The sequence below is a fragment of the Nocardia canadensis genome (assembly GCF_032656385.1).
GTDB classification, from domain to species: domain Bacteria; phylum Actinomycetota; class Actinomycetes; order Mycobacteriales; family Mycobacteriaceae; genus Nocardia; species Nocardia canadensis.
The window spans coordinates 709,564-732,348 of record NZ_JAVCWB010000002.1; the positions used below are offsets into that span (position 1 = coordinate 709,564).

Here is a 22,785-nt window from a genome sequence, read left to right on the forward strand (position 1 = left end):
CGTCAGCGCCGACCGGACCGTCGGTCGGCGCAGATCGCGATCTGCCGGGCGAGCCGGTGGGTCAGTTCGGCGGGTGGGCCGGGGATGACGGTGAACTCGTCGGGGCCCTGGTGCTGCAGCAGGTATCGGCCGTCGTCGGGGTAGTCCAGCCAGAGGAAAGCCTTGCCGTCGCCGGTGGGTCGAGCGTCGACCTGGTAGCCCGGGTAGACGGTGATCTCGCCGGTCCCGATCCGGGCCCGGCGGAAGAAGCGCTGCGTCTGCTCGACGGTGGACAGGCGGGTCGGATGCCTGGCGTAGGTGGCCGCGTCGAGATCGCTGCGGCGCCCCTCGAAGCGGGGCGTGGTCCCGCCCGGCACGCGCGGCAGCGCCGCGACGATCTCGGCGGCCAGTTCGGCCAGCGGCACGATGCTCAGCGTGAGATCGCCACCTTCGTCCCGGGTCGGCCCGTGCGCCTGCACCGCCAAGGCCGCGTGATCCTCGATGATCCCCGCGTAGACCCGCACGACCTCGGTCTGACCGGGCCCGCACAGGCCCTCGATCTCGACCCGCACCTCCGGCTCGAGCAGCGCGCCGAACACCTTGTGCAGCCGCTGGTCGTAGACCTGCTGCAGCCGCAGCCCGGCCGCCCGACGCCGCTCGGCATGGATCTCGATCGTCTCCGCGAACTCGGGGCGAAAGGTCAGCGGATACGGCAGCCGGTCCCGCCCATGGCCCTCGACGCCGATGGCGAACGCGTGCGCGTCGAGCCGCCAGCGGCCCAGCGGCACCTGCTCGCCTCGCGTCGGTTCCCTGTCCTCCAAGGCTTGCTCCCAGCTCACGCGCCGATCACTCCACCCGGCGGCAGGGTCGGCGGCAACTGGCCGATGAGCTCGCTCTCCCGATCCTGAATGAGGTAATCGGGGCTGGTGTGCTCGTTCTCGTCGTCCTTGCCGTTGCCACCACGCCCGCCGCCCATCATGCCGGGCATGCCGCTCATACCCCGCGCACCGGCGGTACCCGCCGTCGCCGCCCGAGCGCCGGAGGCCGCGCCACCTGGCGTGCCCGACACACTGCGCCCCGCACCGGGCACGCCCGCGCCGGTGGACACACCGGACCCGGGCGATCCTCCGCCGGGCGAGCCGCCGGTCTTGGTGTCACCCGGGGTCGTCGGCTGCCCGGTTCCCGGCGTCGTCGTGGCGGGCGTGGTCGCCGACGGATCGGTGCTGCTGGGCGAGGTCGAGTCGTCGTCACTGCTGTCGTCGGTGCCGTCGTCGTTCTGATCGTCACCGGTATCGGTCGTCTGCGGCGAGGTCGTCCCGGGATTCTCCTGCGTCCCAGCGGGATCGGTTCCCGGCGTAGTGCCGTTGTTGTTGGTGGTCCCGTTGGTGGTCCCGTCGTTGCCGTTGCGGGTCTTGGGATCGCCGTCGCCGGGATTCTCGGTGTTGTTGACTGGCAGCGGCAGGACCGGAGTCTGCTTGTCGACAACGATCGAACCCGGCTGGTAGGTACCAATCATGAAGAGCCGGGCGTCTTCCTCTGCTTCGGTGGCCCGGTGCTTCGCGGCCTTGACCACACCGTTGCCGGGGATGTGGCTGATGAACTCGTCGAAGCTGGATACGTTCTCCGGCTTAGGAATCGCGATTTTCGCCTGCCCGAGGAGACCTTCCATGTGGTCGATGCCGTTGGCGACCATCTGAAACGCCGTATGCAGCTTCGCTGCGTCAGTGGTGTAGCTCTTGACCGCGTCGATTGCCGCGTTTCCCGATTGCCCCGACCACTTTTCGGACAGCACTCGCTCGAAGTTGGTCCGATACGTGTTGACCGCGGTCTCGGTCCCTGTCGTGAGCCGCCGCCAGCCATCCGCACCGGCGTTGACCTCCGTCGCATCAACACCGGCCGCGCCGTCCTTGCCGTTGAGCGCTTCCCATATCTTCAGGTGCGACCAGGTACTGAACTGCTCCGGGTCGGTCACCGATGCCTTGTCCATTGTCAGTCCGGAATCGGCGCTCAGCCGCGCCCACTCGCTGCTGATGATGGTCCGATCGCCCTCCCATTTTTCCCGGCCATCCTGATCGAGCCTGCTGAACTCGTCTGCCCGGTCATAGTTGTCTGCGACTTTGAAAATGCCGAATGTGCCGGCGTGGAAGAAGAACTCACCGATGGTGCCGTCGGTCCAGAACGACATCAGATGCCAGCTCCCGTCGCTCCGAGTTCGCCTGCGGTCTGCTGGTCGACGGCTTGTAGTTTGCCGATGGCTGCGAGAAAGGTATCGCGTTGATCGCGGGCGATGGCGATGTGCTGTTCCAAGCGCTGTACCGCGGATTCGTCGGCGGTGGCTTTGGCCTCGAGCTTCTTCTGGATCGCCATTGCAGAGGGAAGACCGCCCCATCCCGTCATGCGGTCGAGCTTGCTCGCGACGAGCTTCTGCGCTTCGAGGTCGATCACATACTGGTTTGCGACGTCGGCGATCGCCTGGCCGAGGCCTTCGTCGATCTCGAGCTCGCCGTCGACGGCCTGTTGCTTCATGTTCCGCCAGTATGCGGCGTGATCCTGAGTCATTTCCATACCCTCCCCGTATCTACTTCGGCAGGTGTGGCTCTAGCGCTGCCGCATACTTCCCCGCCATGTCACAGAGATCGCCGACTCGAGGCCCCTCAGTACTCAGCCAGGCTGCCGTCACTTCGAACATGCCTTGTTCAGCCTCGAATGACACGTAGCAGATGTCGGGAGTGCTGTTCTCCTTCGAGACCAGTCCGGGGCGGGAGTTGACCGTGGTCTCCCGGATGACGGTGACGCCGTCCTTCTCCCTGGCTTGGTCGAGCGTGTGGCTGGTCGAGCCGACACCGACCATACGGCGGCCCGAACCGTATCGATCATCGGTCGGTGCCCAGTCGCAGATTCGCCATGCGGACACTCCACTCGGTGGATCAGTCGTGACCAGCTTCGTCGTCGGGTCCAATCCAACGCTCCGCAGCACCTCATCCGACAGCGCCCCCCGACACGGGTTGAACACCTCGGTCGCCCCCGCCTTCGTAGGCGCGCCGGCCCCCTGCTCGGTATCCCCACACCCAGCAAGCACCGCCACACCGGCCAGCCCACAGACCATGGCCCGTATCACCACAACGCCTCGCACAGCTCTCCTACCTGGTCAGATGCGACAGTTCCCCGCCACTACATCCTTAGACGCACCCAACCCCCGACCGGTTCCATCCCCGCCTGCGGCCGTCCGCCATCGCTGACGACCTTACGGATACCCACCCGACCCGAACACAACCTCCTCGCAGTGAACGCCAGCCAGGTCCTGATGACTACCGGCGGCGGTCCTTCGCACGGAGCCGATAGCTCAAGACTGTCTACTGACGAATCGCGCCTACACCCCTTCAGCACGGTGGCGACTGATCACCAGCCCGGCGGCCAGCACCCCGAGGTGATCTTCCTTCTCGTCAGCGAACACCACCGAGTAGTCCGATGCTCCACCCCGCCGAACCGATACGTCACCGCCTCTTCGGTCTTCGAAGCCCGCCGAACAACCAGGTAGATCGCCACCACCGCCCCTATCCCGAGATTCGCATCGGTCGGGAGCCGATGATCGTCGTGGTCCGCACGGCTCAGAGGTCGAATGTCGCGGTGGTCAACCAGGGTTCGCGACGGTATTGCGAATCGGTGATGGGCCGCACCGCATCGACGAGAAACCGCGATAACCGATCGACGCGATAGTCGACCTTCCTGCTTATGCTGTCGACGGTGACGTAATGATCGATCGGCTCCCGCGGCGGATCTGCTCGGGAGACGGTTTGGATCCGATACGTCAGCACTCGCCCGTCATTTCCGACCAGGTCGATCCGCACCTGCCACGGCTTCGGATGAATCTGCCCTGTCCCGAAGTACGTATCGTCCCAGGACGACCGATCGAGCAACCGCGCCGGATGATCCGGCGGATTCTGGCCGAGATGAAAGACATGCGAGTTCTTCTTCACGATCCCATACACCGCGTACCCACCACCGGGTTCGGGAGTAATCCCTCGCGACGCACGCTCGGCCATCTCCGCATCCCTCCGCAAGTCCTCGGCATGCGGCCGCTGCTGACACACCCACACCGTCGGCGTCTCCCGAACGTCGAACTCGATCCGTGTGTTCAGCACTCGCCGGAGGTACTCCGCTACCTGCTCCGCAGTATCGAGCGGCTGATCAAAGGACACTGGCGTTTCTCCTCGAAATCAACGGTAGACGACGGCATCTCAAGACTCGGAGTGATACTCGACTCTGCAGTTCGAGACATCCAGCCCCTGTCGTCGCAGGCTGTCGATGACCTGCATCGTGTAGTGCCGGGCCGGCCGGTAGTGGTTCCCCCTGTCGCTGATCAACAGCACCTGCCCCGCCACGGCCTGAATTTCCCCGGCTCCAGCGACCGGGGCGCCTGCCAGCAAACTCGAAGGATGAAACTTTCCGACGATGTGAAAGGGTGCAGAGTACAAGTAGCCGTCATGATCCATGACGAATATCGCTCGACCGCCGTGCGGCGTCCAGAGCGTCACCGCTGCGGTCGTGTCGAACAGTGTGCCCTTGGAGTCCTGCAGCGCGCCACCGTAGCCGTGCAGCCGGAAGTGTTGTCGCGCTGTGTAGTCCAAGTAGTCGACTCGCGCTCCGCGCCACACCGTGTTTCCCGGGAGGTTCTCACCGCGGAATTCGGGATGCATCGGCGTCGTGTCGTACCTGGTCGCAGTCGGCAAGGTACCGGCTTCCTCCAGTTCGAAGATCGCTCCTGGCGCCAGTCGGCCGGTGTCCATGAGTTCACGAAGAGCGTTGTCCCCGTTGCGATCCGGGTCGATGCAAAAGACAGCGACGTCGGCGCTTCCGTTCCAGTACGGTGACACGAATCCGACCACGATGCCGGATCTCAAACGTAGTAGCAAGTACTGCAGACCTTGGCCGTCGAACGAGAACCCCCGCGAGAGTCGCGCTGCTGTCTCGTCAGGGCTATGAGATATCCGAGCGATAGGCAGGCTTCCGTGGAGCTCCGTAAAGTATTCGTCGGGTAGCTGGACGTAGGGAGGTACCGGCCATGGCCGCATCGAATCCATGCGGTCGACGACCAGGGCCAGGAACTCGCGCAGCTCGTCCGCCGGGTGTCGCATTTGGACCAGGGTCGGCAGCGGCGCACCGGAGCGCAGTCCGGCGGCGAGTGAGGTGTGTTCGTCGTCAGCCGATAAGAGCCCTACTGGCCGCTCCAGTAGTCCCTCGGCGATCCGATTTGCCACGCTCACATCCAGCTCTGCCTCGAACTGAACAGAATAAAGAATCGTATTGACTATGCCGCGCCAGTAGTCCAAGGGTTGTTCTTCCTCCCGTTTCTCTTCGGATGCTCGGCAGGTTCGGCCAGCGGAGAGCATTCAGTCGCCCCACGTGGTCCAGGCTGATAGCGGGAGTCCGTTCGAACGGGGTTGGATCTGCCGCACCTCGATGGTCATGGCGGTGATGGCCTCGGTGATCGAGCGGCCCAGCGAATCCGGTGTCGAGCGCTTGAAGGCGTCGGGCTCGATGTGCACTTCGCTGACACCGGCGATGGTGCCGGTGACCCGGACCAGGTTATCGGCCGACCACGCGCTGACCGCTTCGGTCGCCCGCGCCTGGGCGTCGAGCAGCGCGGACTTGTCGGCCGTGAACGAGTCGAGCATCGCGTCGATCTGCGCGCGCAACGCGTCGTTCGCCGCACGGGCCGGCGCCGACCAGTCCTCGTTCATGAACCCCTCGATCCGATAGGAAGCACGTCGAAAGGTTGGACGCGCCGGACCCGCCGACGGTTCCCCGGAGGTGAGATGGATCTCGTGGGAGTTTCAGGCGGTGCGCGAGCCCACGATGATGCTGCCGACGTTGCATTCCTCGAGTTCGTCGAGGCCGGTGGCGGTGGCGAAGGCGGCGGTGTCGCTGAAGCCCTGGGCGACGACGCCGAGGTTCATGGCGGTGGCGGCCAGGTAGACGGTCTGCATGAGGACGCCGACGTGCTTGAGGATATTGGCGTAGGCGACCTGCTCGTAGCTCCACATGACGCGGCCCGCGCGGGCCGAGACCAGCAGCAGGACCTGGGGTTCGGCGCCGCCGGCGAGGGTGGCCGAGGTGGACTTCAGCAGCTTCTGGACGGCGGGGGAGTCGGCGGGGGCGACCGGGCGCAGGACGTGGTCGGCCGAGTCGTAGTGGTACATCCCGTTGTCCAGGCCTGCGACATTGCGGATCACCGGGTAGATCTCGAGCTCGTAGGCGCCGCCGCCGGAGGGGTAGGGGCGGGAGCCGTCGGCGCGGGTGCGGGCGCTGCGGAACAGCAGCTCGCCCAGCTGGTCGGCGGTGATGGGGGCCGCGTCGTCGAAGGCGCGGGTCGACACGCGATCCTCGAGGGCGGCGGTCAGGCTGGGGTCGGCGGCGCGCAGGCCGTCCAGGTCCGGGCGGGCCAGGGCGATCGGCTCGCCGGCGAACGGCGCACGGCGGGCGGGCAATTCGGGGAAGCGGCCGTCGGCCCAGCGGGTCGGGCCGAAGTCGTCCCAGGTCACCGTGCGGGCGCCGAGGGTGCTGCGGCGGTGGAACCACAGGTCGGGGGCGCTCCAGGAGCGGGTGCGGAACTCGTGCTCCTCCTCGTCGCCGTCGACGAGGAAACCGCACCACTGCAGATCCGCCATGAACTGCGACTTCACCGCGGCCGGCACCGGCGAATCGGCGGCCATCGGACCGTCGAGCAGCGCCAGCAGCCGCGGGTCGTGCACGCGCAGATCGCACCACGCGCGCGGGTGCTCGAGCACGAAGCCCTGGGCGTCGCGGTGCAGGACGGCGAACTTCGACAGCGTCGCCGACCAGGTCGGCAGGGGCACCTCGGGACGCGGCGCCGGCTCGGCGAACGGGCGGATGCTGTAGAGGTCGCGGCCGCCGTCGCGCACCGTGACGGCCAGCCAGCCGCCGTCGGTGAGTTTGCGCATCAGCCCGGTGATGTCGTCACCGGCGGCGGCGGTCGACATCTCGGCCGCCGTGGCCGGGCCCTGGTTCAGCGTCTTCAACGCCTGCAGCGCGCCCGCGCCCAGCCCGGTCAGCTTCACGTTGCGCGGCGGATTCAGCAGCACCGCCCCGGCCGGGGTGGTGAGGCAGGTGACTCCGGCGCGCAGCGAGAATCGGGTCTGGGCGGGGTACGTGGAGGCGAGCACAGCGCAGTCCTTGCTGGGGTCGAACGTGGTGGGAGAGGTGCTACTTCGCCGCGGCGGCGAAGGCGGGGCCCAGCTTGTCGAGGATGTAGGGCACCGACAGCGCCGAGGGCTGGTTGATGGCGCTGATCTCCTGCGTGGTCAAGAAGACGACCGAGCCCTTCCGCACCGACGGCAGCTCGCCGTAACCGGGCAGCTGGCGGTACTTCTCGTCCAGGCCGGGGGAGTAGCCGGCCAGCAGCAGGTCGGCCGACAGCTCGTCGACGCGCTCCGGCGAGAGCGCCAGGCGGCCCTGGTTGGACGGCTGCGCGGTGAGGTCGGCCGGGATGCCCATGCCCAGCTGGGTGAACACCTTGGCCGAGCCGTCGTTCGGGTCGGTCAGCACCATCAGCTGCGCGGGGCTCGCCAGCCAGGTGCTGGCGAAGGTCTTGCCCTTCAGACCCGGGTTGGCGGCGCTGATCGCGGCGATCTTGTCGTCGACCTTCTTGATCACCGCGGTCGCGTCGGATTCCTTGTGCAGCACCTTGCCCAGCGCGGTGACCTGTTCCTGCCACGGGGTGACGGCGTCCTTGGTCAGCGCGGGCAGCGTCGGCGCGATCTTGGACAGCTCGTCGTAGGTCTTCTGATCGGCGATGAACGGATCGGCCAGGATCAGGTCCGGCTCCAGCGCGGCGACCTGCTCGGCGATGCTGCCGGTGGTGTTGAGGGCCTTGGCCGACTTCAGGCTCTCCGGCTCCCACGGCGGGGTGCTCTTGGAGACCGCGGAGACGTTGTCGATGTAGCCGACGGGGACGACGCCGAGCGCCAGCGAGGTGTCGAGCCACTGGTTGCCCAGGGCGACGATCTTCGTCGGCGTCCCGGTGACGGTGGTCTCGCCCTTGGCGTGGGTGATGGAGACCGGCTCACCCGAGCCCGCGGCATCGTCGCTGGAACCGCAGGCGGCGACGCCGAAGGCGAGCGCACCGGCGAGTGCGGCCACGGCCACGCGCCGCCAGCCGCGCGAAGTCCGAACAGACGTCATCGTTGCATCCTCCTTCATCGAGGAAGGTTCCTCGATCGGCTCGTCGAGCCGGTTCCAGCGTAGGTCAGCCTAGGCTAACCTACGTCGGTTTCGGAGGGGGAATCGTCCCTACAGTGTCACCCGCTGGTCCTGCGGCATGAACAGCTTGTCGCCGTCCTTCACCTCGAACGTGGTGTAGAACTCGCCGATATTGCGGACGACCTGGTTGCAGCGGAACTCGTTGGGCGAGTGGGTGTCCTGCAGGGACTGCAGGGTCGCCTCCTCGGTCTGCTTGTCGCGCCACTGCCGAGCCCAGGAGAAGAACATGGTGCGGAAGTCGGGCTGCTCGCCGGTGCGCTGGGCGAGCTTCTGATACGCCGCCAGCGCGATCTGCAGGCCGCGCAGGTCGGCCAGGTTCTCGCCGACGGTCAGCGCGCCGTTGACGTGCTGTCCCTCGGGCGCGCCCTCGGGGACCAGCACGTCGTACTGCTCGATGAGCTGCTGGGTCTTGGCGTCGAAGGCGGCGCGATCCTCCGGCGTCCACCAGTCGCGGCGGTTGCCGTCACCGTCGTACTTGGAGCCCTGGTCATCGAAGCCGTGTCCGATCTCGTGCCCGATCGTCGAGCCGACGGCGCCGTAGTTGACCGCGTCCTGGGCGTCCTTGTCGAAGAACGGCGGCTGCAGGTAGGCCGCGGGGAAGACGATCTGGTTGGTGGTCGGGCTGTAGTAGGCGTTCACCGTCTGCGGCGACATGCTCCACTCCGACTTGTCCACCTCGGTGCCGAGCCGGGCGAACGCGCGCTTGGACTCGAAAGCGTTGATGGCGATGAGAGATTCGATCAGCTTGCCGCGGGTCACCTGCACCGAGGAGTAGTCGACCCACTTGTCGGGGTAGCCGATCTGGGCGACGATCTTGTCCAGCTTGGCGATCGAGGCCTCGCGGGTGGGCTGCGACATCCACGTCGAGTTGGTGAAGTTGTCGCGGTAGGCGGCGCGCAGGTCGTCGACCATCTCCATGGCGCGTTCCTTGGCCGCGGGCGGGAAGTGCTTGTCCACGTACAGCTTTCCCAGCGGTTCGCCGAGATTGTCGTCGACGACGCCCACCGCGGAGCGCCACATCTCCGGCTTCTCCTCCAGGCCGCTGAGCACCCGGCCGACGAAGTCGAAGCGCGCGTCGGCGATCGCCTTGGGCAGAAAGCGCGCGTAGGTGTTGGCGATGTGCAGCTTGAGGTAGTCGCGCCACTGGGCGAGGTCGACCTCGCTCCACAGCTGCGCCGCCGCGGTGATGAACGACGGCTGGCCGACGACCATCTTGTCGAACAGCGACTTGGGCCGGTCGGTCATGCCCGCCAGCCACGGATCCCAGTCGAACTGCGGGCCGAGCGCGGTCAGCTCCTGCCAGCTCATCAGGTTGTAGGTGGCGTCGGTGTTGCGCAGGCGCACGCTGTCCCAGTGGTTCGCGGCGATCCGCTTCTCCAGGTCGACGGTTCGCTGCGCCACCCCGGCCGGGTCGGCCATGCCGAGGCCCTTGGCCAGCTGCTCGAGGTAGGTCTGATAGCCGGCCAGCTGCGTCGCGAACTCGGGCTTGCGGTAGTACTGCTCGCCCAGGGTGAGCCCGGCCTGGCTGACGCTGGGAATGTAGGCCCTGGAGTTCTTGCGGTCGATGCCGATGCCCATCCCGATCAGCCCGGAGATCGGCGCCTCGGCCATAACCTTGGCCAGCTCGGGCTTGCCCGCGGCCTTGTCGAGCGCGCCGAACAAGCCGTTGAGCGGCGTGATACCGAGGCGCTCGATCTCGTCGAGGTCGAGGCGGGCGTCGTAGAGGTCCTTGATCTGCTGGGCCTCCGACCCCGGCTTCGGGTCCTTGATGCCCTCGATGATCGCGCGCAGCTGCTCGAGCGTGCGGTCGTTGGCGTCGGTGATGGCGCCGACCGAGGACTTGTCCGGCGGCAGCTGGTAGTCGCGCAGCCAGGCGCCGTTGACGTGGCGGTACAGGTCGTCCTGCGGGCGGATCGCCGGATCGCCGCCGCCCATGTCCACGCCGGTGAGCTTCACTTCGGGGGAATCGGACGTGCAGGAGGCCAGCGCGGCCGCGACGGGCACCAGGCCCATGGCGATCAGGAATGCGCGCCGATCCACGACCGACGGACGACCGGACGATGTCACTAGGTTCCTTCCCCGATGCGGCAGCCGCACCCCTGCTCGTTGCGATCCAGCCCGCCCAGGCTACCGGCGGGCGGGCCGATCGGTGGAGGTAGCGGTGAGCCCGGCCCGTTCTGCGGGCCGGATCGGGGACGGCTAGTCCGAGGAGATGCCCGCGCTGCCGGTCGCCATGTCGCAGGCCAGTCCGCTGCCCGCGTTCAGGATCTTCGCGACGGTGGGCACGCGCTTGGTGACCAGTGGTGCTCCGGTGGCGTGCAGCAGCAGCGACAGCTGCACCTCGACCTCGGTCTCGACGTGGTAGTAGGCGGTAGCCTTGGCCACGGTGACGCCGCCGACGTTCACCTCCAGGTCGACGGTGTCGCTGGCGAAGAACTTGCCGTTGGCGACGAAGTCGACCTGCGCGCCGACGTAGTCGTCGAGGCCGACGACATCGATCTTGGAGGTGCAGCCGACGGTGAGGGTGTCGGTGAGCATGTCGATGATCGGCCCCGCGGTGGCGTGCGGGGCGGCCAGGGCGAGCACGGCGGCGAAGGCGCTCGCGGTGGTCGCGATCCGGCGGGTGGTCGGCAGGGTGATGTGCATGTGCGACTCCTCATCAGCTCGTACCTCGACGAGCAGGGCGACCGTAGCAACGGCGTGACCGCGCCCACAGAGATTTGAAACATATCTGCTTCAGATTTGTGGGAACGACCCCCGATTTGGGTCGACCTGGGGATTCACCTACACTAGACCGGTTGCCTGCGGGAGCTCTGCGCCCGCAATCCGGCAGTGAACCCCCAGTGGTAGGTATTTCCGCTGGCAGGCGCGCGTCCGGAGGGTGACTGACCATGTGCGTCGGGTCGGCAATCCGGCGTACGTATACATCCAGGTCCAGGAGGTGCTGAAGTGATTCAGCAGGAGTCGCGACTGCGCGTCGCCGACAACACCGGGGCGAAGGAAATCCTTTGCATCCGCGTGCTCGGTGGCTCGTCGCGTCGCTATGCCGGTATCGGTGACATCATCGTCGCCACCGTGAAGGACGCCATCCCCGGCGCGAACGTCAAGAAGGGCGACGTCGTCAAGGCTGTCGTCGTGCGCACCGTCAAGGAGCGCCGCCGTCCGGACGGTTCCTACATCAAGTTCGACGAGAACGCGGCCGTGCTGATCAAGCCGGACAACGATCCTCGCGGCACCCGCATCTTCGGCCCGGTCGGCCGTGAGCTGCGTGACAAGCGCTTCATGAAGATCGTTTCGCTGGCCCCGGAGGTGCTCTGACCATGAAGGTGCACAAGGGTGACACCGTCCTCGTCATCTCGGGCAAGGACAAGGGCGCCAAGGGCAAGGTCATCCAGGCCTACCCGGCGACCGGCAAGGTTCTCGTCGAAGGCGTGAACCGGATCAAGAAGCACGTCGCGGATTCCGCGAACCAGCGTGGCGCCTCCTCGGGTGGCATCGTGACCCAGGAAGCCCCCATCCAGGTTTCCAACGTGATGGTCGTCGACTCCGACGGTAACCCGACTCGCGTCGGCTACCGCACCGACGAAGAGACCGGCAAGCGGGTTCGGATCTCCCGTAAGAACGGGAAGGACATCTGACATGACCACCTCTGAGCAGACTCAGCCCCGGCTGAAGGCGCGCTACCGCGCCGAGATCAAGGACGCGCTGAACAGCGAGTTCGAGTACGCCAACGTGATGCAGATCCCGGGCGTCGTCAAGGTCGTCGTGAACATGGGTGTCGGCGACGCCGCCCGTGACGCGAAGCTGATCAACGGTGCCATCAAGGACCTCGAGCTGATCACCGGTCAGAAGCCGGAGGTCCGCAAGGCCACCAAGTCGATCGCGCAGTTCAAGCTCCGTGAGGGCATGCCGATCGGTGCCAAGGTCACCCTCCGTGGCGACCGCATGTGGGAGTTCCTGGATCGTCTGGTCTCCATCGCGCTGCCGCGTATCCGCGACTTCCGCGGTCTGTCGCCGAAGCAGTTCGACGGCAACGGCAACTACACGTTCGGCCTCAGCGAGCAGTCGATGTTCCACGAGATCGACGTGGATTCCATCGACCGCCCGCGCGGTATGGACATCACCGTGGTGACCACTGCGACCAACAACGAAGAAGGCCGTGCGCTGCTCAAGCACCTCGGCTTCCCGTTCAAGGAGAACTGAGCACATGGCCAAGAAAGCACTGGTCAACAAGGCCAACGCCAAGCCGAAGTTCGCGGTCCGCGCCTACACCCGCTGCCAGCGTTGCGGCCGCCCCCACGCGGTGTACCGCAAGTTCGGCCTGTGCCGCGTGTGCCTGCGCGAGATGGCCCACCGTGGCGAGCTCCCGGGCGTGCACAAGAGCTCCTGGTGACCCCGCGCTCCTCGTGAGCGCAGCCACCTAGGCGAATAACGAACGAAGGCACGGACTTCCGAGTGGAGTCCGTGCCTTCGTGTGTTCGCGGCACGGGTCAGCCGAGGTGCTGCCATTCCGCCCACGCCTCGTCGAGCAGTGGCGTGACGGCGTCGTAGATCTCCCACGTGTCCGGGACGTGATAGGTGGTCTCGTAGCGCGCGACCTCGGGGACGCGGTCGTAGGCGCGCAGGTATTGCCGGTAGACGGCCGCCGCGAAGGCCTGGCCGCGGGCGTTGAGGTGGCCCTCGTTCAGCTCACCGCAGCAGTGGTCGAGCAGGTAGCGGCCGGGGGTTTTCGCGCGCTCGCGCAGGGCCGCCAGCTCCGGCCGTGGCCGGGGCTCCGGTTCGCCCCAGACGAGCGCGGTCGGCGAATGCAGGTCGTGCGCGACGGCCCAGGCGTAGAACATGCCGATGTGGGTCGCTCCCGCCTCGCTGTCCAGGCCCAGCTCGGAGGTCGTGTCCGAGTGCCAGCCGCAGTCGTCGTAGGTCATGGTTTCCCCCTGTGGTCGATGGAGCCTCAGGATCGCAGTACGCACCGACAATTCGGCCGGTCGCCGCCCGCGCTTCCGGAAGATGGGTGAAATATTCGGATTTCACTCTTGTGGAATGCTCGCGTCGTGTTCCCTTGGCGCATGAAGAAGTTCGTCACTGTCGCCGCTCTGTCCTGTGCCCTGCTGTCGGCCCCCGCCGTCGCCACCGCCGCCCCCGTCACGCCCGCGCCGGTCGCCGACTCCGGTTCGGCGCAGGGCGGCACCGGTTCCTCGCAGGGTGGCTCGGGGTCCTCGGAGACCGCGCTGATCTGCTCGCCGATCGCGCAGGTGCTGTTTGCCACGGGCAGCGTAGAGAAGCCGCCGCTGTACGACCTGATGTGCATGATCGTCGGATAGCCCTCGAAGCTGTTGCCCCGGCAACTCGGGGCGTGCGCACAGCGGGGGCGGACGGCACGGTAGGCGCATGAAGAAGTTTGCCGTGTCCTCCGCTCTTGCCCTGTTCCTCCTCGCCCCGGTCGTCACCGCGACCGCCGCCCAGGCCGAGGCGCCGGTCGCGGACAGTGGGTCGTCGAGTCTGGATGTGCTCTGCAGTCCGGTCGGTGGGCTGCTCGTTCTCGCGGGGAGTGCGGAGAATCCGTACGGCCCGCTGCTCAGCATGGTGTGTGTGACCCGCTGACGGGCATGTCCCGGTAGGTCAGCGGAAGGGGGACCGGTCGATGCCGCAGCGGAGGTCGGCCGGGGGGAGTTGGCCGGTGAACAGGTAGTCGCGCTTGACGTGTTCGGCGCAGGTGCTGGGCACGTACATGCTGCTGTGGCCCGCGCCTTCGATCACGACCACGCGGGCGTGGGCCAGCTGCGCGGCGCCGGCGACGGCGCCGCGCAGGGGCGTCGCCGGGTCGTACCGGCTGTTGAGGACCAGGATCGGGGCGGCGGTGTCGCGATTCCAGGGACCGGTGTAGCGGTCGACGTCGCGAGCAGGCCAGAAGGCGCAGGGCAGGGCGTTGAAGACGGCGGTGCGGCCGAAATACGGGACGCGCAGGTCTTCGAGGGCGCCGGCCCGGCGGTAGACGGCGGGGTCGGTCGGGACGGCGCTGTCGGCGCACTGGATCGAATAGAACGCCTCGACGCGATTGCCCGGCTGCTCTTTCGCGAAGACCGCGTCGTGCGTCACGGCCGGAACCAGCGCGGTGCCCGCGTCGAAGAGTTGCTGCAACAGCAGCGCCAGGTCGGGATAGGTTTCCGGGCGCGCGAGGCTGCCCGCGGCCGCGACGAGCTGCCCGTACGTCCACGGGGTGCCGTCGACGACGATGGGCGCCAGGCGCGCGCGTTCGGCGAGCGCGATCCATTTGAGTTTCGGCTCGCCCGCCGAGAACGCGCAGTCCGGGCCCGCGGCCGAGCAGGCGCGCAGGAACGCATCGAAGGTCTCGGCGACGGCGTCGGCCACGCCCTGCCTGGTGTCCAGCGGCAGGGTCGCGCCGTCGGTGCCGTGTCCGTTCGCATTGCCCTCGAAGTCCAGCGACCCGTCCAGTGCCATCGCCCGCACCCGGCCCGGGAACATGTTGGCGTAGACCGCGCCGACCTGGGTGCCGTAGGAGATGCCGTGATAGCTCAGCGCGGCATCGCCGACCGCGCGGCGCAGCAACTCCAGGTCGCGGGCGGTGTTCGCGGTCGAGGCGTGCGCCAGGATCGCGCCCGCGGACTCCGCGCAGCGGCCCGCGATATCGGCGGAGCGGTCGAAGAACTCCGGCTCCTCGGCGGGATTCGACGGTGTGCCAGGGAAGGTCGCGAAGTAGGCCTGCTGCTCGTCGTATGAGGGAAAACAGCTGGTCGGGGCGCTGCGTGCGACCGAGCGCGGGTCCCACGACACCAGATCGAACCGGGCCCGCAGCTCCTCGGAGAACAACCACGGCCACCGCGCCCGCTCCCGCAGCCGATCGACACCGGACGGTCCGGGCCCGCCGAAGTTCACGAACAGGGTGCCGATGCGCCGGTCGGGATCGGTCGCGGGCAGCTTGATCACCGCCAGGTCGATCTGCTCGCCCTGCGGACTGCGGTAGTCCAGCGGCACCTGCGCCCAGGCGCAGGAGAAGCCGTCCTCGCAATCCGACCACCGCAGGTCGGGAGTGCCGGCGGCCTCGGCGAGCGGGTCGACGTACGGATCGGCGGCGCGGGCGGGCGCGGGGATGGTGAGGGCGCCGAGACCGAGCAGAACAGCGAGAACGCGAGTCCAGCTACGGCGAGTTCCACGGCGCCCAGAGCGCGAATACAACTGCCGAGCCTCCTGCACAGATCGGGCGAACCTCGCGAAGCTATCACATGCTTTCCTCAGGAAACTAGTTGGCGGCGAACGGAATTCGCCGAGCGCACCCCCGTCCGGCCTGGTCCGGACCGCCCGCGCGGGAATTTGTTTCGAATTGTTCGGTGAACGTGAGGTTAAATATCTCGAGGTCAATTCTGTGTTTTTCCCGATAATCGTGAAATCGCGGTGGCCGACACTCTGATCCATCGCTAGGGTCGGGATGGTCGCGCGGAAATGTGGCGCGACCGGGTGTCAAAGACGATCCCTAATTCCAGGACAACCGGAGGAGTGGGATGGTGACGACAACCACAGAAAAAACCGGGCGTGACCTGGCCCACCGGGCGCCGCTACGCGGGATTCCCGCGGGCGCGATGCCGATGGTCGCCTTTCTTTCGATATTGGCCGGATTCATCGGCGCGGCCGCCTATACGCATTCCGCCGGATATTTCGTGACATTCATGACCGGAAATACCGAGCGGGCCGTTCTCGGCTGGTTCGACAATGATCAGCTGCTGGCCGTCGGTGCCATCACGCTGCTCTTCTCGTTCGGGCTCGGCGTGTTCGTCGCCTCGCTGCTGCGCAGGCGGTGGTGGCGCGACAGCCGCCACGGCGCCGCGGTGGTGACCACCGCGGCGCTGGTGGTGGCCGCGGTCGTCGACTTCGCCCTCGACCGCACCGGCGGTCAGGAGGTGGGGTTCATCCCCATCGCGTTCGTCGCCTTCGCGGTCGGCGCGCTCAACACCGCGTTCGTGAAGAACGGCGAGACCAGCGTCCCGCTGAGCTATGCCACCGGGACCGTCGTGAAGCTGAGCCAGGGGATCGAAAGCCATGTCAGCGGCGGTAGCGCTCGCGACTGGCTCGGCTACGGCGGGCAGTATGCGGCCTTCGCGGTCGGCGCCTTCCTCGGCGGAGTGATGAGCCTGGTCGTCGGTGGCGAGCTGATGCTCATCGTGGCCGCCGCCGTCTCGGCCGCCGCGGCGATGCTCACCGCCAAGGCGGCGCGCGCGGTCGCGGCCTGACGCATCCGGCCGCGCGAACCGACCCCGATTTGGTCCTGACCACGGCGTTGCCTACACTAGAGCGGTTGCCTGGGCACCTCTGTGTCCGCTGGCGCCTCGCTGATGTGTGTAAGCGGGCGGACGGTCCAGGCGCCGAGAGCTCGTTAAGAGAACTCATCCGGTCGGTAAGTGCCGTCCGGACCAGCCGAATTGTTGTAGGCCCACGGTCGGCGTGTGTGAGCGCGCCGATGCTGCATGGGAACCGCAGCGAGAAAGGTGTCGAGGTCTAACCATGACCATGACTGATCCGATCGCAGACTTCTTGACGCGTCTGCGCAACGCCAACTCGGCGTACCACGATCAGGTGAAGGCGCCCCACTCCAAGCTCAAGGCGAACATCGCCGAGATCTTGAAGCGTGAGGGCTACATCGCCGATTACCGCACCGAAGACGCGCCGGTGGGCAAGGCCCTCGTCGTCGATCTGAAGTACGGCCCCAGCCGTGAGCGCAGCCTGCAGGGCCTGCGTCGCGTCTCGAAGCCGGGTCTGCGTGTGTACGCGAAGTCCACCAACCTGCCCAAGGTCCTCGGCGGCCTCGGCGTGGCGATCATTTCCACGTCGACCGGTCTGCTCACCGACCGTCAGGCGGCCAAGCAGGGCGTGGGCGGCGAAGTCCTCGCCTACGTCTGGTAAGGGAGGTCAGGACTAATGTCGCGTATTGGTAAGAAGCCCATCGAGATTCCGGCCGGCGTCGACGTCACCATCGACGGCCAGGTCGTCACGGTGAAGGGGCCCAAGGGCACCCTGTCGCACACCGTGGCCGAGCCGATCACCGTCACCAAGGGTGAAGGTAACGAGCTGGAGGTGGCCCGTCCCAACGACGAGCGCGCCAACCGTTCGCTGCACGGCCTGTCCCGCACCCTGATCGCCAACATGATCGAGGGTGTCACCAAGGGCTACGAGAAGAAGATGGAAATCTTCGGTGTCGGTTACCGTGTGGCCGCCAAGGGCTCGAACCTCGAGTTCGCCCTGGGCTACAGCCACCCGGTGCCGATCGAGGCCCCGGAGGGCATCACCTTCGCGGTGGAATCGCCCACCAAGTTCTCTGTGTCCGGCATCGACAAGCAGAAGGTCGGCCAGATCTCCGCTGTCATCCACGGACTGCGTAAGCCCGACCCGTACAAGGGCAAGGGCATCCGCTACGCCGGCGAGGTCGTTCGCCGCAAGGTCGGAAAGACGGGTAAGTGATCATGGCGCAAACTGCTAACCAGAAGGCCAAGCGGATTCCGCTGGGCAAGGACAACTCGACCAAGCGTCGGCTGTCCAAGACCCGCCGTCACTTCCGTCTGCGCAAGAAGGTCGTCGGCACCACCGAGCGTCCGCGCCTGGTGGTCAACCGCTCCTCGCGGCACCTGCACGCTCAGCTCGTCGACGACTCGGTGGGCAAGACCATTGCCGCCGCGTCCTCGATCGAGGCCGATGTGCGCGCGCTGGAGGGCGACAAGTCCGCCAAGGGCGCCAAGGTCGGTCAGCTGATCGCCGAGCGCGCCAAGGCTGCCGGTATCGAGTCGGTCGTGTTCGACCGTGGTGGTCACGACTACCACGGCCGCATCGCGGCGCTGGCCGATGCCGCTCGTGAAGGCGGGTTGAAGTTCTGATGACTGTTATTTCGAACGGAAGGAACGTCTGATGCCGGGACGTCAGCGGCGTGACGGCGGCAACGGACCCGCCGGACAGAACAGCAATGCCCCCGAGGGCAACCGTGGCGACCGCCGCGGTGGTGGCGATCGTCGCGGTGGCGGCGACCGCCGCGACAACGCTGCCGAGAAGAACCAGCTCGAGCGCGTAGTCGCGATCAACCGTGTCTCCAAGGTCGTGAAGGGTGGTCGTCGCTTCAGCTTCACCGCCCTCGTGATCGTCGGTGACGGCAACGGTCTGGTCGGCGTCGGCTACGGCAAGGCCAAGGAAGTTCCCGCGGCCATCCAGAAGGGTGTCGAGGAGGCTCGTAAGGGCTTCTTCCGCGTCCCGATGATCGGCTCGACCATCACCCACCCGGTTCAGGGTGAGGCGGCGGCCGGCGTCGTCATGCTGCGTCCGGCTTCGCCCGGTACCGGTGTGATCGCCGGTGGCGCGGCGCGTGCCGTGCTCGAATGCGCCGGCATTCACGACATTCTGGCCAAGTCGCTCGGTAGCGACAATGCGATCAACGTCGTTCACGCGACGGTTGCCGCGCTCAAGATGCTCCAGCGTCCCGAAGAGGTTGCCGCGCGTCGCGGTCTGCCGATCGAGGATGTCGCTCCGGCGGGCATGCTGCGTGCGCGTGCGGGACAGGGAGCCTGACCATGGCTGATCTCAAGGTGACCCAGATCAAGAGCACCATCGGCGCCAAGGCGAATCAGAAGGACTCCCTGCGTACGCTGGGCCTTCGCAAGATCCGTCAGAGTGTTGTCCGCGAGGACAACGCTCAGAACCGCGGTCTGATCAACGTCGTGCGCCACCTCGTAACTGTTGAGGAGGTCTGACATGACCATCAAATTGCACCACCTGCGTCCTGCGCCGGGTTCCAAGACCGAGAAGACCCGTGTGGGTCGCGGTGAGGGTTCCAAGGGCAAGACCGCCGGTCGCGGTACCAAGGGCACCAAGGCCCGCAAGAACGTCTCCCCGGCGTTCGAGGGTGGCCAGATGCCGCTGCACATGCGCCTGCCGAAGCTGAAGGGCTTCACCAACCGCTTCCGCGTGGAGTACCAGGTTGTGAACGTGGGCCGCATCGCGGAGCTGTTCCCCGAGGGCGGCACGGTCGGTAAGGCCGAGCTCGTCGCGGCCGGCGCCGTTCGCAAGAACGAGCTGGTCAAGGTTCTCGGCGACGGTGAGATCGGCGTGGCGGTCCAGGTGACCGCCGACAAGGTGACCGGCTCCGCCAAGGAGAAGATCGCCGCAGCCGGTGGCACTGTCACCGAACTGGCCTGACGGTACTGTTAGTCAGCAGTGGACACCGGACGAGTCGCGAGCTCGTCCGGTGTCACTGTTAGAGTTCAAGTGTTGTCTGCCAAGCTCGTCATCGGCTGACGTTTCCGTAGAACCGAAGTCGCATGGCATGACCATGTCGTTCGCCAGGAGGATCTGTGCTTTCCGCCTTCGTATCGGCCTTCCGGACTCCGGACTTACGGCGGAAGATTCTCTTCACGCTGGGGTTGATCGCGCTGTACCGGTTGGGTGCCGCGCTGCCGTCCCCCGGCGTCGACTACCGCGCGGTCCAGGACTGCGTGAAGCTGGTCTCCGGCGGTGATTCCGCCGGTATCTACCAGCTCATCAATCTCTTCTCCGGTGGTGCGCTACTGCAGCTGTCGGTGTTCGCGATCGGCATCATGCCGTACATCACCGCGAGCATCATCATCCAGCTGCTGACCGTCGTCATCCCGCGGTTCGAGGAACTGCGCAAGGAAGGCCAAGCAGGCCAGACCAAGATGACGCAGTACACCCGGTACCTGTCGATCGCGCTGGCGATCCTGCAGGCCACGGGTCTCGTCGCGCTCGCCGCGCGCGGTCAGCTGCTGCAGGGCTGCACCGAGCCCATCCTCGCCGACACCAGCATCTTCGGCATGATCATCATCGTCCTGGTGATGACCGCCGGTGCCGCGCTGGTCATGTGGTTCGGTGAGCAGATCACCGAGCGCGGTGTCGGTAACGGCATGTCGCTGCTCATCTTCGCCGGTATCGCCGCCCGCCTGCCGATCGACGGCAAGCGGATCCTCGACTCCGACGGTGGCCTGATCTTCGGCCTCGTGTGTGCCGCCGTCCTGGTGATCCTGGTGGCCGTGATCTTCGTCGAGCAGGGCCAGCGCCGGATTCCGGTGCAGTACGCCAAGCGCGTCGTCGGTCGCAAGATGTACGGCGGTTCCTCGACCTACCTGCCCTTGAAGGTCAACCAGGCCGGCGTCATCCCGGTGATCTTCGCGTCCTCGCTGCTTTACCTGCCGAACCTGATCGCGCAGCTGACCGGGTCCAGCACGGCGACGGAGCCGAGCTGGTGGCAGGAGATCATCCAGAAGTACCTGGTGAACCCGGGCAACCCGGTCTACATCGCGATCTACTTCGGTCTGATCGTGTTCTTCACCTACTTCTACGTCGCGATCACCTTCAACCCGGAGGAGCGCGCGGATGAGATGAAGAAGTTCGGCGGCTTCATTCCCGGTTACCGTCCGGGCAAGCCGACCGCCGACTATCTCAACTACGTTCTGAGCCGCATCACCCTGCCTGGCTCGATCTATCTCGGTCTGGTCGCCGTCCTCCCGAACCTGTTCCTGGACATGGGCTCGACCGGTGGAGCGGCGAACCTGCCGTTCGGCGGTACTGCGGTCCTCATCATGGTCAGCGTGGGTCTCGACACGGTCAAACAGATCGAGAGCCAGCTGATGAATCGAAATTACGAAGGGTTCCTCAAGTGAGAGTTGTTCTGCTCGGTCCGCCGGGTGCCGGCAAGGGTACTCAGGCCGTCCTGCTGTCGGAAAAGCTGGGCGTTCCGCACATCTCCACCGGAGACCTCTTCCGCGCGAACATCAGCCAGCAGACCGCCCTCGGTCGCGAAGCGCAGAAGTACATGGACGCGGGTGACCTCGTCCCGAGCGACGTCACCAACCGCATGGTCGAGGCCCGCGTCGGTGAGCCGGACGCGGCGAACGGCTTCGTCCTCGACGGGTACCCGCGCACGACCGACCAGGCCGATGCGCTGAAGAAGATCCTCGAGCACAACGGCACCGCGCTCGACGCCGTGCTGTGCTTCGTGGTCGCCGAGGACACCGTGGTCGAGCGCATGCTCGCCCGTGGGCGCGCCGACGACACCGAGGACGTCATCCGCAACCGGCTGCGGGTCTACCGTGAGGAGACCGAGCCGCTGCTCGAGTACTACGACGGTCTGGTCGTGACCGTCGACGGTATCGGCGAGGTCGACGAAGTCAACGCACGGGCGCTGAAGGCGCTCGGTCAGTAACCACCGATCGGAGTACTGAGGCCGGATGGTCTTCAACCGTAAGAAGAAGGTCGTGCCGTTCCGTTCGGCGGGCGAGCTGGATGCCATGGCGGCAGCCGGCGCGATCGTCGGGCGGGCGCTCGTCGCCGTCCGCGCCGCGGCCAAGCCCGGCGTCTCGACGCTGGAGCTGGACGAGGTCGCCGAGCAGGTGATCCGTGACGCGGGCGCCGTGCCGTCGTTCAAGGGCTACCACGGCTTCCCCGGCTCGATCTGTTCTTCGGTCAATGACCGTGTGGTCCATGGGATCCCCTCGGCGAAGGAAATCCTCACCGAGGGCGATCTCGTCTCCATCGACTGCGGTGCCATCCTCGACGGCTGGCACGGTGACTCGGCGTGGACGTTCGGCGTCGGCACCATCATCGAGGCCGACGCGCTGCTGAGCGAGGCGACCAAGTTGTCGATGGAAGCGGGCATCGCCGCGATGCTGCCGGACAATCGCCTCACCGACGTCTCGCATGCCATCGAGCTCGGCACCCGCGCCGCCGAGCGCGAGCACGGCCGGGCCTACGGCATCGTCGACGGCTACGGCGGTCACGCCATCGGCCGCGAGATGCACATGGACCCGTTCCTGCCGAACGAGGGCGCCCCCGGCAAGGGCCCGCGCCTGGTCGTCGGTTCGGTCCTGGCGATCGAGCCGATGCTCACCCTGGGCACCACCGAGACCAAGACCCTCGACGACGAGTGGACCGTGGTCACCACCGACGGCACCCGTGCCGCGCACTGGGAGCACAGCGTCGCCGTCACCGAGGACGGTCCGCGCATTCTCACCCTGCGCCCGGAGTAGTCGGCGCGCAGCAGGTTTCGAACGACGGCCCGGTCAGCCTTCCAGCAGGATGGTGACCGGGCCGTCGTTCGTCAGCTCGATGCGCATGTGCGCGCCGAAGTGCCCGGTGGCCACGGTCGCGCCGAGTTCGCGCAGGGTATCGGCGAAGGTGTCGACGAGAGGTTCGGCATGTTCCCCCGGGGCGGCCGCGTTCCAGGACGGTCGCCTGCCCTTGGCAGTATTGGCGTAGAGGGTGAACTGGCTGACCACCAGGATGGGCGCGTTCAGGTCCGCGGCGGAGCGGTCACCGTCGAGAATCCGCAGCCGCCACGCCTTGTCCGCCAGGGCTTTCGCGGTCGCCTCGGTATCGGTATGGGTGGCCCCGACCAGGGCGAGCAGCCCGTGCGGCACCCCCGCGCCGGCCGGGTCGATCCGGCCGACCACCTCGTCGTCGACGCTCACCTGGGCACTGGTCACCCGCTGCAGCAGTACTCGCACAAGCACCGATCATGCCAGG

The 22,785-nt window shown here is 66.8% G+C and carries 30 protein-coding genes; 16 read left to right on the top strand and 14 right to left on the bottom strand.

Going from position 1 to position 22,785, the window contains the following annotated elements:
• Positions 1 to 2: 2 nt before the first annotated feature.
• The 11 genes from Q7X29_RS06480 to Q7X29_RS06530 form a co-directional block, all read right to left on the bottom strand.
• Positions 3 to 818 carry an ESX secretion-associated protein EspG gene (locus Q7X29_RS06480; RefSeq protein ID WP_316573526.1) on the bottom strand — a complete coding sequence of 272 codons (816 nt, stop codon included), beginning with the start codon at positions 816 to 818 and terminating at the stop codon, positions 3 to 5.
• Positions 815 to 2,164, bottom strand: a complete 1,350-nt coding sequence (locus Q7X29_RS06485; RefSeq protein ID WP_316573527.1) for a hypothetical protein — start codon at positions 2,162 to 2,164, stop codon at positions 815 to 817. Before Q7X29_RS06485 ends, Q7X29_RS06480 begins: the two co-directional genes overlap by 4 nt.
• Complete coding sequence (locus Q7X29_RS06490; protein ID WP_316573528.1) at positions 2,164 to 2,505, bottom strand: hypothetical protein; 342 nt, start codon at positions 2,503 to 2,505, stop codon at positions 2,164 to 2,166. Before Q7X29_RS06490 ends, Q7X29_RS06485 begins: the two co-directional genes overlap by 1 nt.
• A 52-nt stretch (positions 2,506 to 2,557) precedes the next feature.
• Entirely contained in the window at positions 2,558 to 3,085 is a 528-nt protein-coding gene (locus Q7X29_RS06495; RefSeq protein ID WP_316573709.1) for a DUF3558 domain-containing protein, read from the bottom strand.
• A gap of 502 nt (positions 3,086 to 3,587) precedes the next feature.
• A complete protein-coding gene (locus Q7X29_RS06500) occupies positions 3,588 to 4,178 on the bottom strand; it encodes a hypothetical protein (protein WP_316573529.1) in 591 nt (196 codons plus the stop codon).
• 39 nt (positions 4,179 to 4,217) lie between these two features.
• On the bottom strand, positions 4,218 to 5,309 hold the full coding sequence (locus tag Q7X29_RS06505; RefSeq protein ID WP_316573530.1) for a hypothetical protein: 1,092 nt from the start codon (positions 5,307 to 5,309) through the stop codon (positions 4,218 to 4,220).
• Between the two features lie 60 nt (positions 5,310 to 5,369).
• Entirely contained in the window at positions 5,370 to 5,720 is a 351-nt protein-coding gene (locus Q7X29_RS06510; RefSeq protein WP_316573531.1) for a hypothetical protein, read from the bottom strand.
• A gap of 93 nt (positions 5,721 to 5,813) precedes the next feature.
• On the bottom strand, positions 5,814 to 7,163 hold the full coding sequence (locus tag Q7X29_RS06515; protein ID WP_316573532.1) for a SagB family peptide dehydrogenase: 1,350 nt from the start codon (positions 7,161 to 7,163) through the stop codon (positions 5,814 to 5,816).
• Positions 7,164 to 7,203: 40 nt separating this feature from the next.
• The gene (locus Q7X29_RS06520) at positions 7,204 to 8,181 is read right to left on the bottom strand and encodes an ABC transporter substrate-binding protein (RefSeq protein WP_316573533.1); all 978 of its coding nucleotides are present in this window, start codon (positions 8,179 to 8,181) and stop codon (positions 7,204 to 7,206) included.
• A 108-nt stretch (positions 8,182 to 8,289) separates the two neighbouring features.
• Positions 8,290 to 10,326 (bottom strand): M13 family metallopeptidase, encoded by a 2,037-nt coding sequence (locus Q7X29_RS06525; RefSeq protein ID WP_449411935.1) that lies wholly within the window; start codon positions 10,324 to 10,326, stop codon positions 8,290 to 8,292.
• Between the two features lie 132 nt (positions 10,327 to 10,458).
• Positions 10,459 to 10,905, bottom strand: coding sequence for a hypothetical protein (locus tag Q7X29_RS06530; protein ID WP_316573534.1), 447 nt, complete (start codon positions 10,903 to 10,905; stop codon positions 10,459 to 10,461).
• A 303-nt stretch (positions 10,906 to 11,208) separates the two neighbouring features.
• Here Q7X29_RS06530 and rplN point away from each other — a divergent pair, with 303 nt between their 5' ends.
• Genes rplN through Q7X29_RS06550 form a run of 4 tightly spaced genes read left to right on the top strand, consistent with a single transcriptional unit; the run spans position 11,209 to position 12,652 of the window.
• Entirely contained in the window at positions 11,209 to 11,577 is a 369-nt protein-coding gene (gene rplN, locus Q7X29_RS06535) for a 50S ribosomal protein L14 (RefSeq protein ID WP_043647623.1), read from the top strand.
• Between the two features lie 2 nt (positions 11,578 to 11,579).
• The gene (gene rplX, locus Q7X29_RS06540; protein WP_019045061.1) at positions 11,580 to 11,897 is read left to right on the top strand and encodes a 50S ribosomal protein L24; all 318 of its coding nucleotides are present in this window, start codon (positions 11,580 to 11,582) and stop codon (positions 11,895 to 11,897) included.
• Between the two features lies 1 nt (position 11,898).
• Positions 11,899 to 12,462: a 50S ribosomal protein L5 gene (gene rplE, locus Q7X29_RS06545; protein ID WP_019045062.1), complete on the top strand. Its 564-nt coding sequence runs from the start codon at positions 11,899 to 11,901 to the stop codon at positions 12,460 to 12,462.
• Between the two features lie 4 nt (positions 12,463 to 12,466).
• Positions 12,467 to 12,652, top strand: a complete 186-nt coding sequence (locus Q7X29_RS06550; protein ID WP_014981705.1) for a type Z 30S ribosomal protein S14 — start codon at positions 12,467 to 12,469, stop codon at positions 12,650 to 12,652.
• Between the two features lie 97 nt (positions 12,653 to 12,749).
• On the opposite strand, the gene Q7X29_RS06555 is transcribed toward Q7X29_RS06550, so the two are convergent.
• A complete protein-coding gene (locus Q7X29_RS06555; protein ID WP_218719427.1) occupies positions 12,750 to 13,184 on the bottom strand; it encodes a DUF7832 domain-containing protein in 435 nt (144 codons plus the stop codon).
• 141 nt (positions 13,185 to 13,325) lie between these two features.
• On the opposite strand from Q7X29_RS06555, the gene Q7X29_RS06560 reads away from it, so the two are divergent.
• Both Q7X29_RS06560 and Q7X29_RS06565 read left to right on the top strand, forming a co-directional pair.
• A complete protein-coding gene (locus Q7X29_RS06560; protein ID WP_316573535.1) occupies positions 13,326 to 13,580 on the top strand; it encodes a hypothetical protein in 255 nt (84 codons plus the stop codon).
• Positions 13,581 to 13,647: 67 nt separating this feature from the next.
• A complete protein-coding gene (locus Q7X29_RS06565; RefSeq protein ID WP_218719429.1) occupies positions 13,648 to 13,860 on the top strand; it encodes a hypothetical protein in 213 nt (70 codons plus the stop codon).
• An 18-nt stretch (positions 13,861 to 13,878) separates the two neighbouring features.
• On the opposite strand, the gene Q7X29_RS06570 is transcribed toward Q7X29_RS06565, so the two are convergent.
• Positions 13,879 to 15,453: an alpha/beta hydrolase gene (locus tag Q7X29_RS06570; RefSeq protein ID WP_316573536.1), complete on the bottom strand. Its 1,575-nt coding sequence runs from the start codon at positions 15,451 to 15,453 to the stop codon at positions 13,879 to 13,881.
• 401 nt (positions 15,454 to 15,854) lie between these two features.
• Between Q7X29_RS06570 and Q7X29_RS06575 the strand changes: the two genes are divergently transcribed.
• From Q7X29_RS06575 to map, 10 genes are all read left to right on the top strand, one after another.
• Positions 15,855 to 16,502 (top strand): YoaK family protein, encoded by a 648-nt coding sequence (locus tag Q7X29_RS06575; protein ID WP_374104883.1) that lies wholly within the window; start codon positions 15,855 to 15,857, stop codon positions 16,500 to 16,502.
• A gap of 271 nt (positions 16,503 to 16,773) precedes the next feature.
• Positions 16,774 to 17,172 (top strand): 30S ribosomal protein S8, encoded by a 399-nt coding sequence (rpsH, locus tag Q7X29_RS06580; RefSeq protein ID WP_067491077.1) that lies wholly within the window; start codon positions 16,774 to 16,776, stop codon positions 17,170 to 17,172.
• Between the two features lie 15 nt (positions 17,173 to 17,187).
• Complete coding sequence (gene rplF / locus Q7X29_RS06585) at positions 17,188 to 17,727, top strand: 50S ribosomal protein L6 (RefSeq protein ID WP_019045067.1); 540 nt, start codon at positions 17,188 to 17,190, stop codon at positions 17,725 to 17,727.
• 2 nt (positions 17,728 to 17,729) lie between these two features.
• Complete coding sequence (gene rplR, locus Q7X29_RS06590) at positions 17,730 to 18,137, top strand: 50S ribosomal protein L18 (protein ID WP_218719431.1); 408 nt, start codon at positions 17,730 to 17,732, stop codon at positions 18,135 to 18,137.
• 31 nt (positions 18,138 to 18,168) lie between these two features.
• Complete coding sequence (rpsE, locus tag Q7X29_RS06595; RefSeq protein ID WP_218719432.1) at positions 18,169 to 18,819, top strand: 30S ribosomal protein S5; 651 nt, start codon at positions 18,169 to 18,171, stop codon at positions 18,817 to 18,819.
• 2 nt (positions 18,820 to 18,821) lie between these two features.
• Positions 18,822 to 19,001 (top strand): 50S ribosomal protein L30, encoded by a 180-nt coding sequence (rpmD, locus tag Q7X29_RS06600; protein ID WP_019045070.1) that lies wholly within the window; start codon positions 18,822 to 18,824, stop codon positions 18,999 to 19,001.
• A gap of 1 nt (position 19,002) precedes the next feature.
• Positions 19,003 to 19,446, top strand: a complete 444-nt coding sequence (rplO, locus tag Q7X29_RS06605; RefSeq protein ID WP_019045071.1) for a 50S ribosomal protein L15 — start codon at positions 19,003 to 19,005, stop codon at positions 19,444 to 19,446.
• A gap of 155 nt (positions 19,447 to 19,601) precedes the next feature.
• On the top strand, positions 19,602 to 20,924 hold the full coding sequence (secY, locus tag Q7X29_RS06610) for a preprotein translocase subunit SecY (protein WP_218719433.1): 1,323 nt from the start codon (positions 19,602 to 19,604) through the stop codon (positions 20,922 to 20,924).
• The gene (locus Q7X29_RS06615; protein ID WP_218719434.1) at positions 20,921 to 21,466 is read left to right on the top strand and encodes an adenylate kinase; all 546 of its coding nucleotides are present in this window, start codon (positions 20,921 to 20,923) and stop codon (positions 21,464 to 21,466) included. Before secY ends, Q7X29_RS06615 begins: the two co-directional genes overlap by 4 nt.
• A gap of 25 nt (positions 21,467 to 21,491) precedes the next feature.
• Positions 21,492 to 22,289, top strand: a complete 798-nt coding sequence (map, locus tag Q7X29_RS06620) for a type I methionyl aminopeptidase (protein WP_316573537.1) — start codon at positions 21,492 to 21,494, stop codon at positions 22,287 to 22,289.
• Positions 22,290 to 22,322: 33 nt separating this feature from the next.
• Here the strand turns inward: map and dtd are convergent, their stop codons facing one another.
• Complete coding sequence (gene dtd, locus Q7X29_RS06625; protein WP_316573538.1) at positions 22,323 to 22,766, bottom strand: D-aminoacyl-tRNA deacylase; 444 nt, start codon at positions 22,764 to 22,766, stop codon at positions 22,323 to 22,325.
• Positions 22,767 to 22,785 lie beyond the last annotated feature (19 nt).

What these genes read in the sequence shown, in the direction of transcription:
- Q7X29_RS06485 (WP_316573527.1), bottom strand. Translation starts at nt 2,164, where the DNA reads ATGTCGTTCTGGACCGACGGCACCATCGGTGAGTTCTTCTTCCACGCC.
- Q7X29_RS06490 (WP_316573528.1), bottom strand. Translation starts at nt 2,505, where the DNA reads ATGAAGCAACAGGCCGTCGACGGCGAGCTCGAGATCGACGAAGGCCTC.
- Q7X29_RS06495 (WP_316573709.1), bottom strand. Translation starts at nt 3,085, where the DNA reads ATGGTCTGTGGGCTGGCCGGTGTGGCGGTGCTTGCTGGGTGTGGGGAT.
- Q7X29_RS06510 (WP_316573531.1), bottom strand. Translation starts at nt 5,720, where the DNA reads ATGAACGAGGACTGGTCGGCGCCGGCCCGTGCGGCGAACGACGCGTTG.
- Q7X29_RS06520 (WP_316573533.1), bottom strand. Translation starts at nt 8,181, where the DNA reads ATGACGTCTGTTCGGACTTCGCGCGGCTGGCGGCGCGTGGCCGTGGCC.
- Q7X29_RS06530 (WP_316573534.1), bottom strand. Translation starts at nt 10,905, where the DNA reads ATGCACATCACCCTGCCGACCACCCGCCGGATCGCGACCACCGCGAGC.
- rplX (WP_019045061.1), top strand. Translation starts at nt 11,580, where the DNA reads ATGAAGGTGCACAAGGGTGACACCGTCCTCGTCATCTCGGGCAAGGAC.
- rplE (WP_019045062.1), top strand. Translation starts at nt 11,899, where the DNA reads ATGACCACCTCTGAGCAGACTCAGCCCCGGCTGAAGGCGCGCTACCGC.
- Q7X29_RS06550 (WP_014981705.1), top strand. Translation starts at nt 12,467, where the DNA reads ATGGCCAAGAAAGCACTGGTCAACAAGGCCAACGCCAAGCCGAAGTTC.
- Q7X29_RS06555 (WP_218719427.1), bottom strand. Translation starts at nt 13,184, where the DNA reads ATGACCTACGACGACTGCGGCTGGCACTCGGACACGACCTCCGAGCTG.
- Q7X29_RS06560 (WP_316573535.1), top strand. Translation starts at nt 13,326, where the DNA reads ATGAAGAAGTTCGTCACTGTCGCCGCTCTGTCCTGTGCCCTGCTGTCG.
- Q7X29_RS06565 (WP_218719429.1), top strand. Translation starts at nt 13,648, where the DNA reads ATGAAGAAGTTTGCCGTGTCCTCCGCTCTTGCCCTGTTCCTCCTCGCC.
- Q7X29_RS06575 (WP_374104883.1), top strand. Translation starts at nt 15,855, where the DNA reads ATGCCGATGGTCGCCTTTCTTTCGATATTGGCCGGATTCATCGGCGCG.
- rpsH (WP_067491077.1), top strand. Translation starts at nt 16,774, where the DNA reads ATGACCATGACTGATCCGATCGCAGACTTCTTGACGCGTCTGCGCAAC.
- rplF (WP_019045067.1), top strand. Translation starts at nt 17,188, where the DNA reads ATGTCGCGTATTGGTAAGAAGCCCATCGAGATTCCGGCCGGCGTCGAC.
- rplR (WP_218719431.1), top strand. Translation starts at nt 17,730, where the DNA reads ATGGCGCAAACTGCTAACCAGAAGGCCAAGCGGATTCCGCTGGGCAAG.
- rpsE (WP_218719432.1), top strand. Translation starts at nt 18,169, where the DNA reads ATGCCGGGACGTCAGCGGCGTGACGGCGGCAACGGACCCGCCGGACAG.
- rpmD (WP_019045070.1), top strand. Translation starts at nt 18,822, where the DNA reads ATGGCTGATCTCAAGGTGACCCAGATCAAGAGCACCATCGGCGCCAAG.
- rplO (WP_019045071.1), top strand. Translation starts at nt 19,003, where the DNA reads ATGACCATCAAATTGCACCACCTGCGTCCTGCGCCGGGTTCCAAGACC.
- map (WP_316573537.1), top strand. Translation starts at nt 21,492, where the DNA reads ATGGTCTTCAACCGTAAGAAGAAGGTCGTGCCGTTCCGTTCGGCGGGC.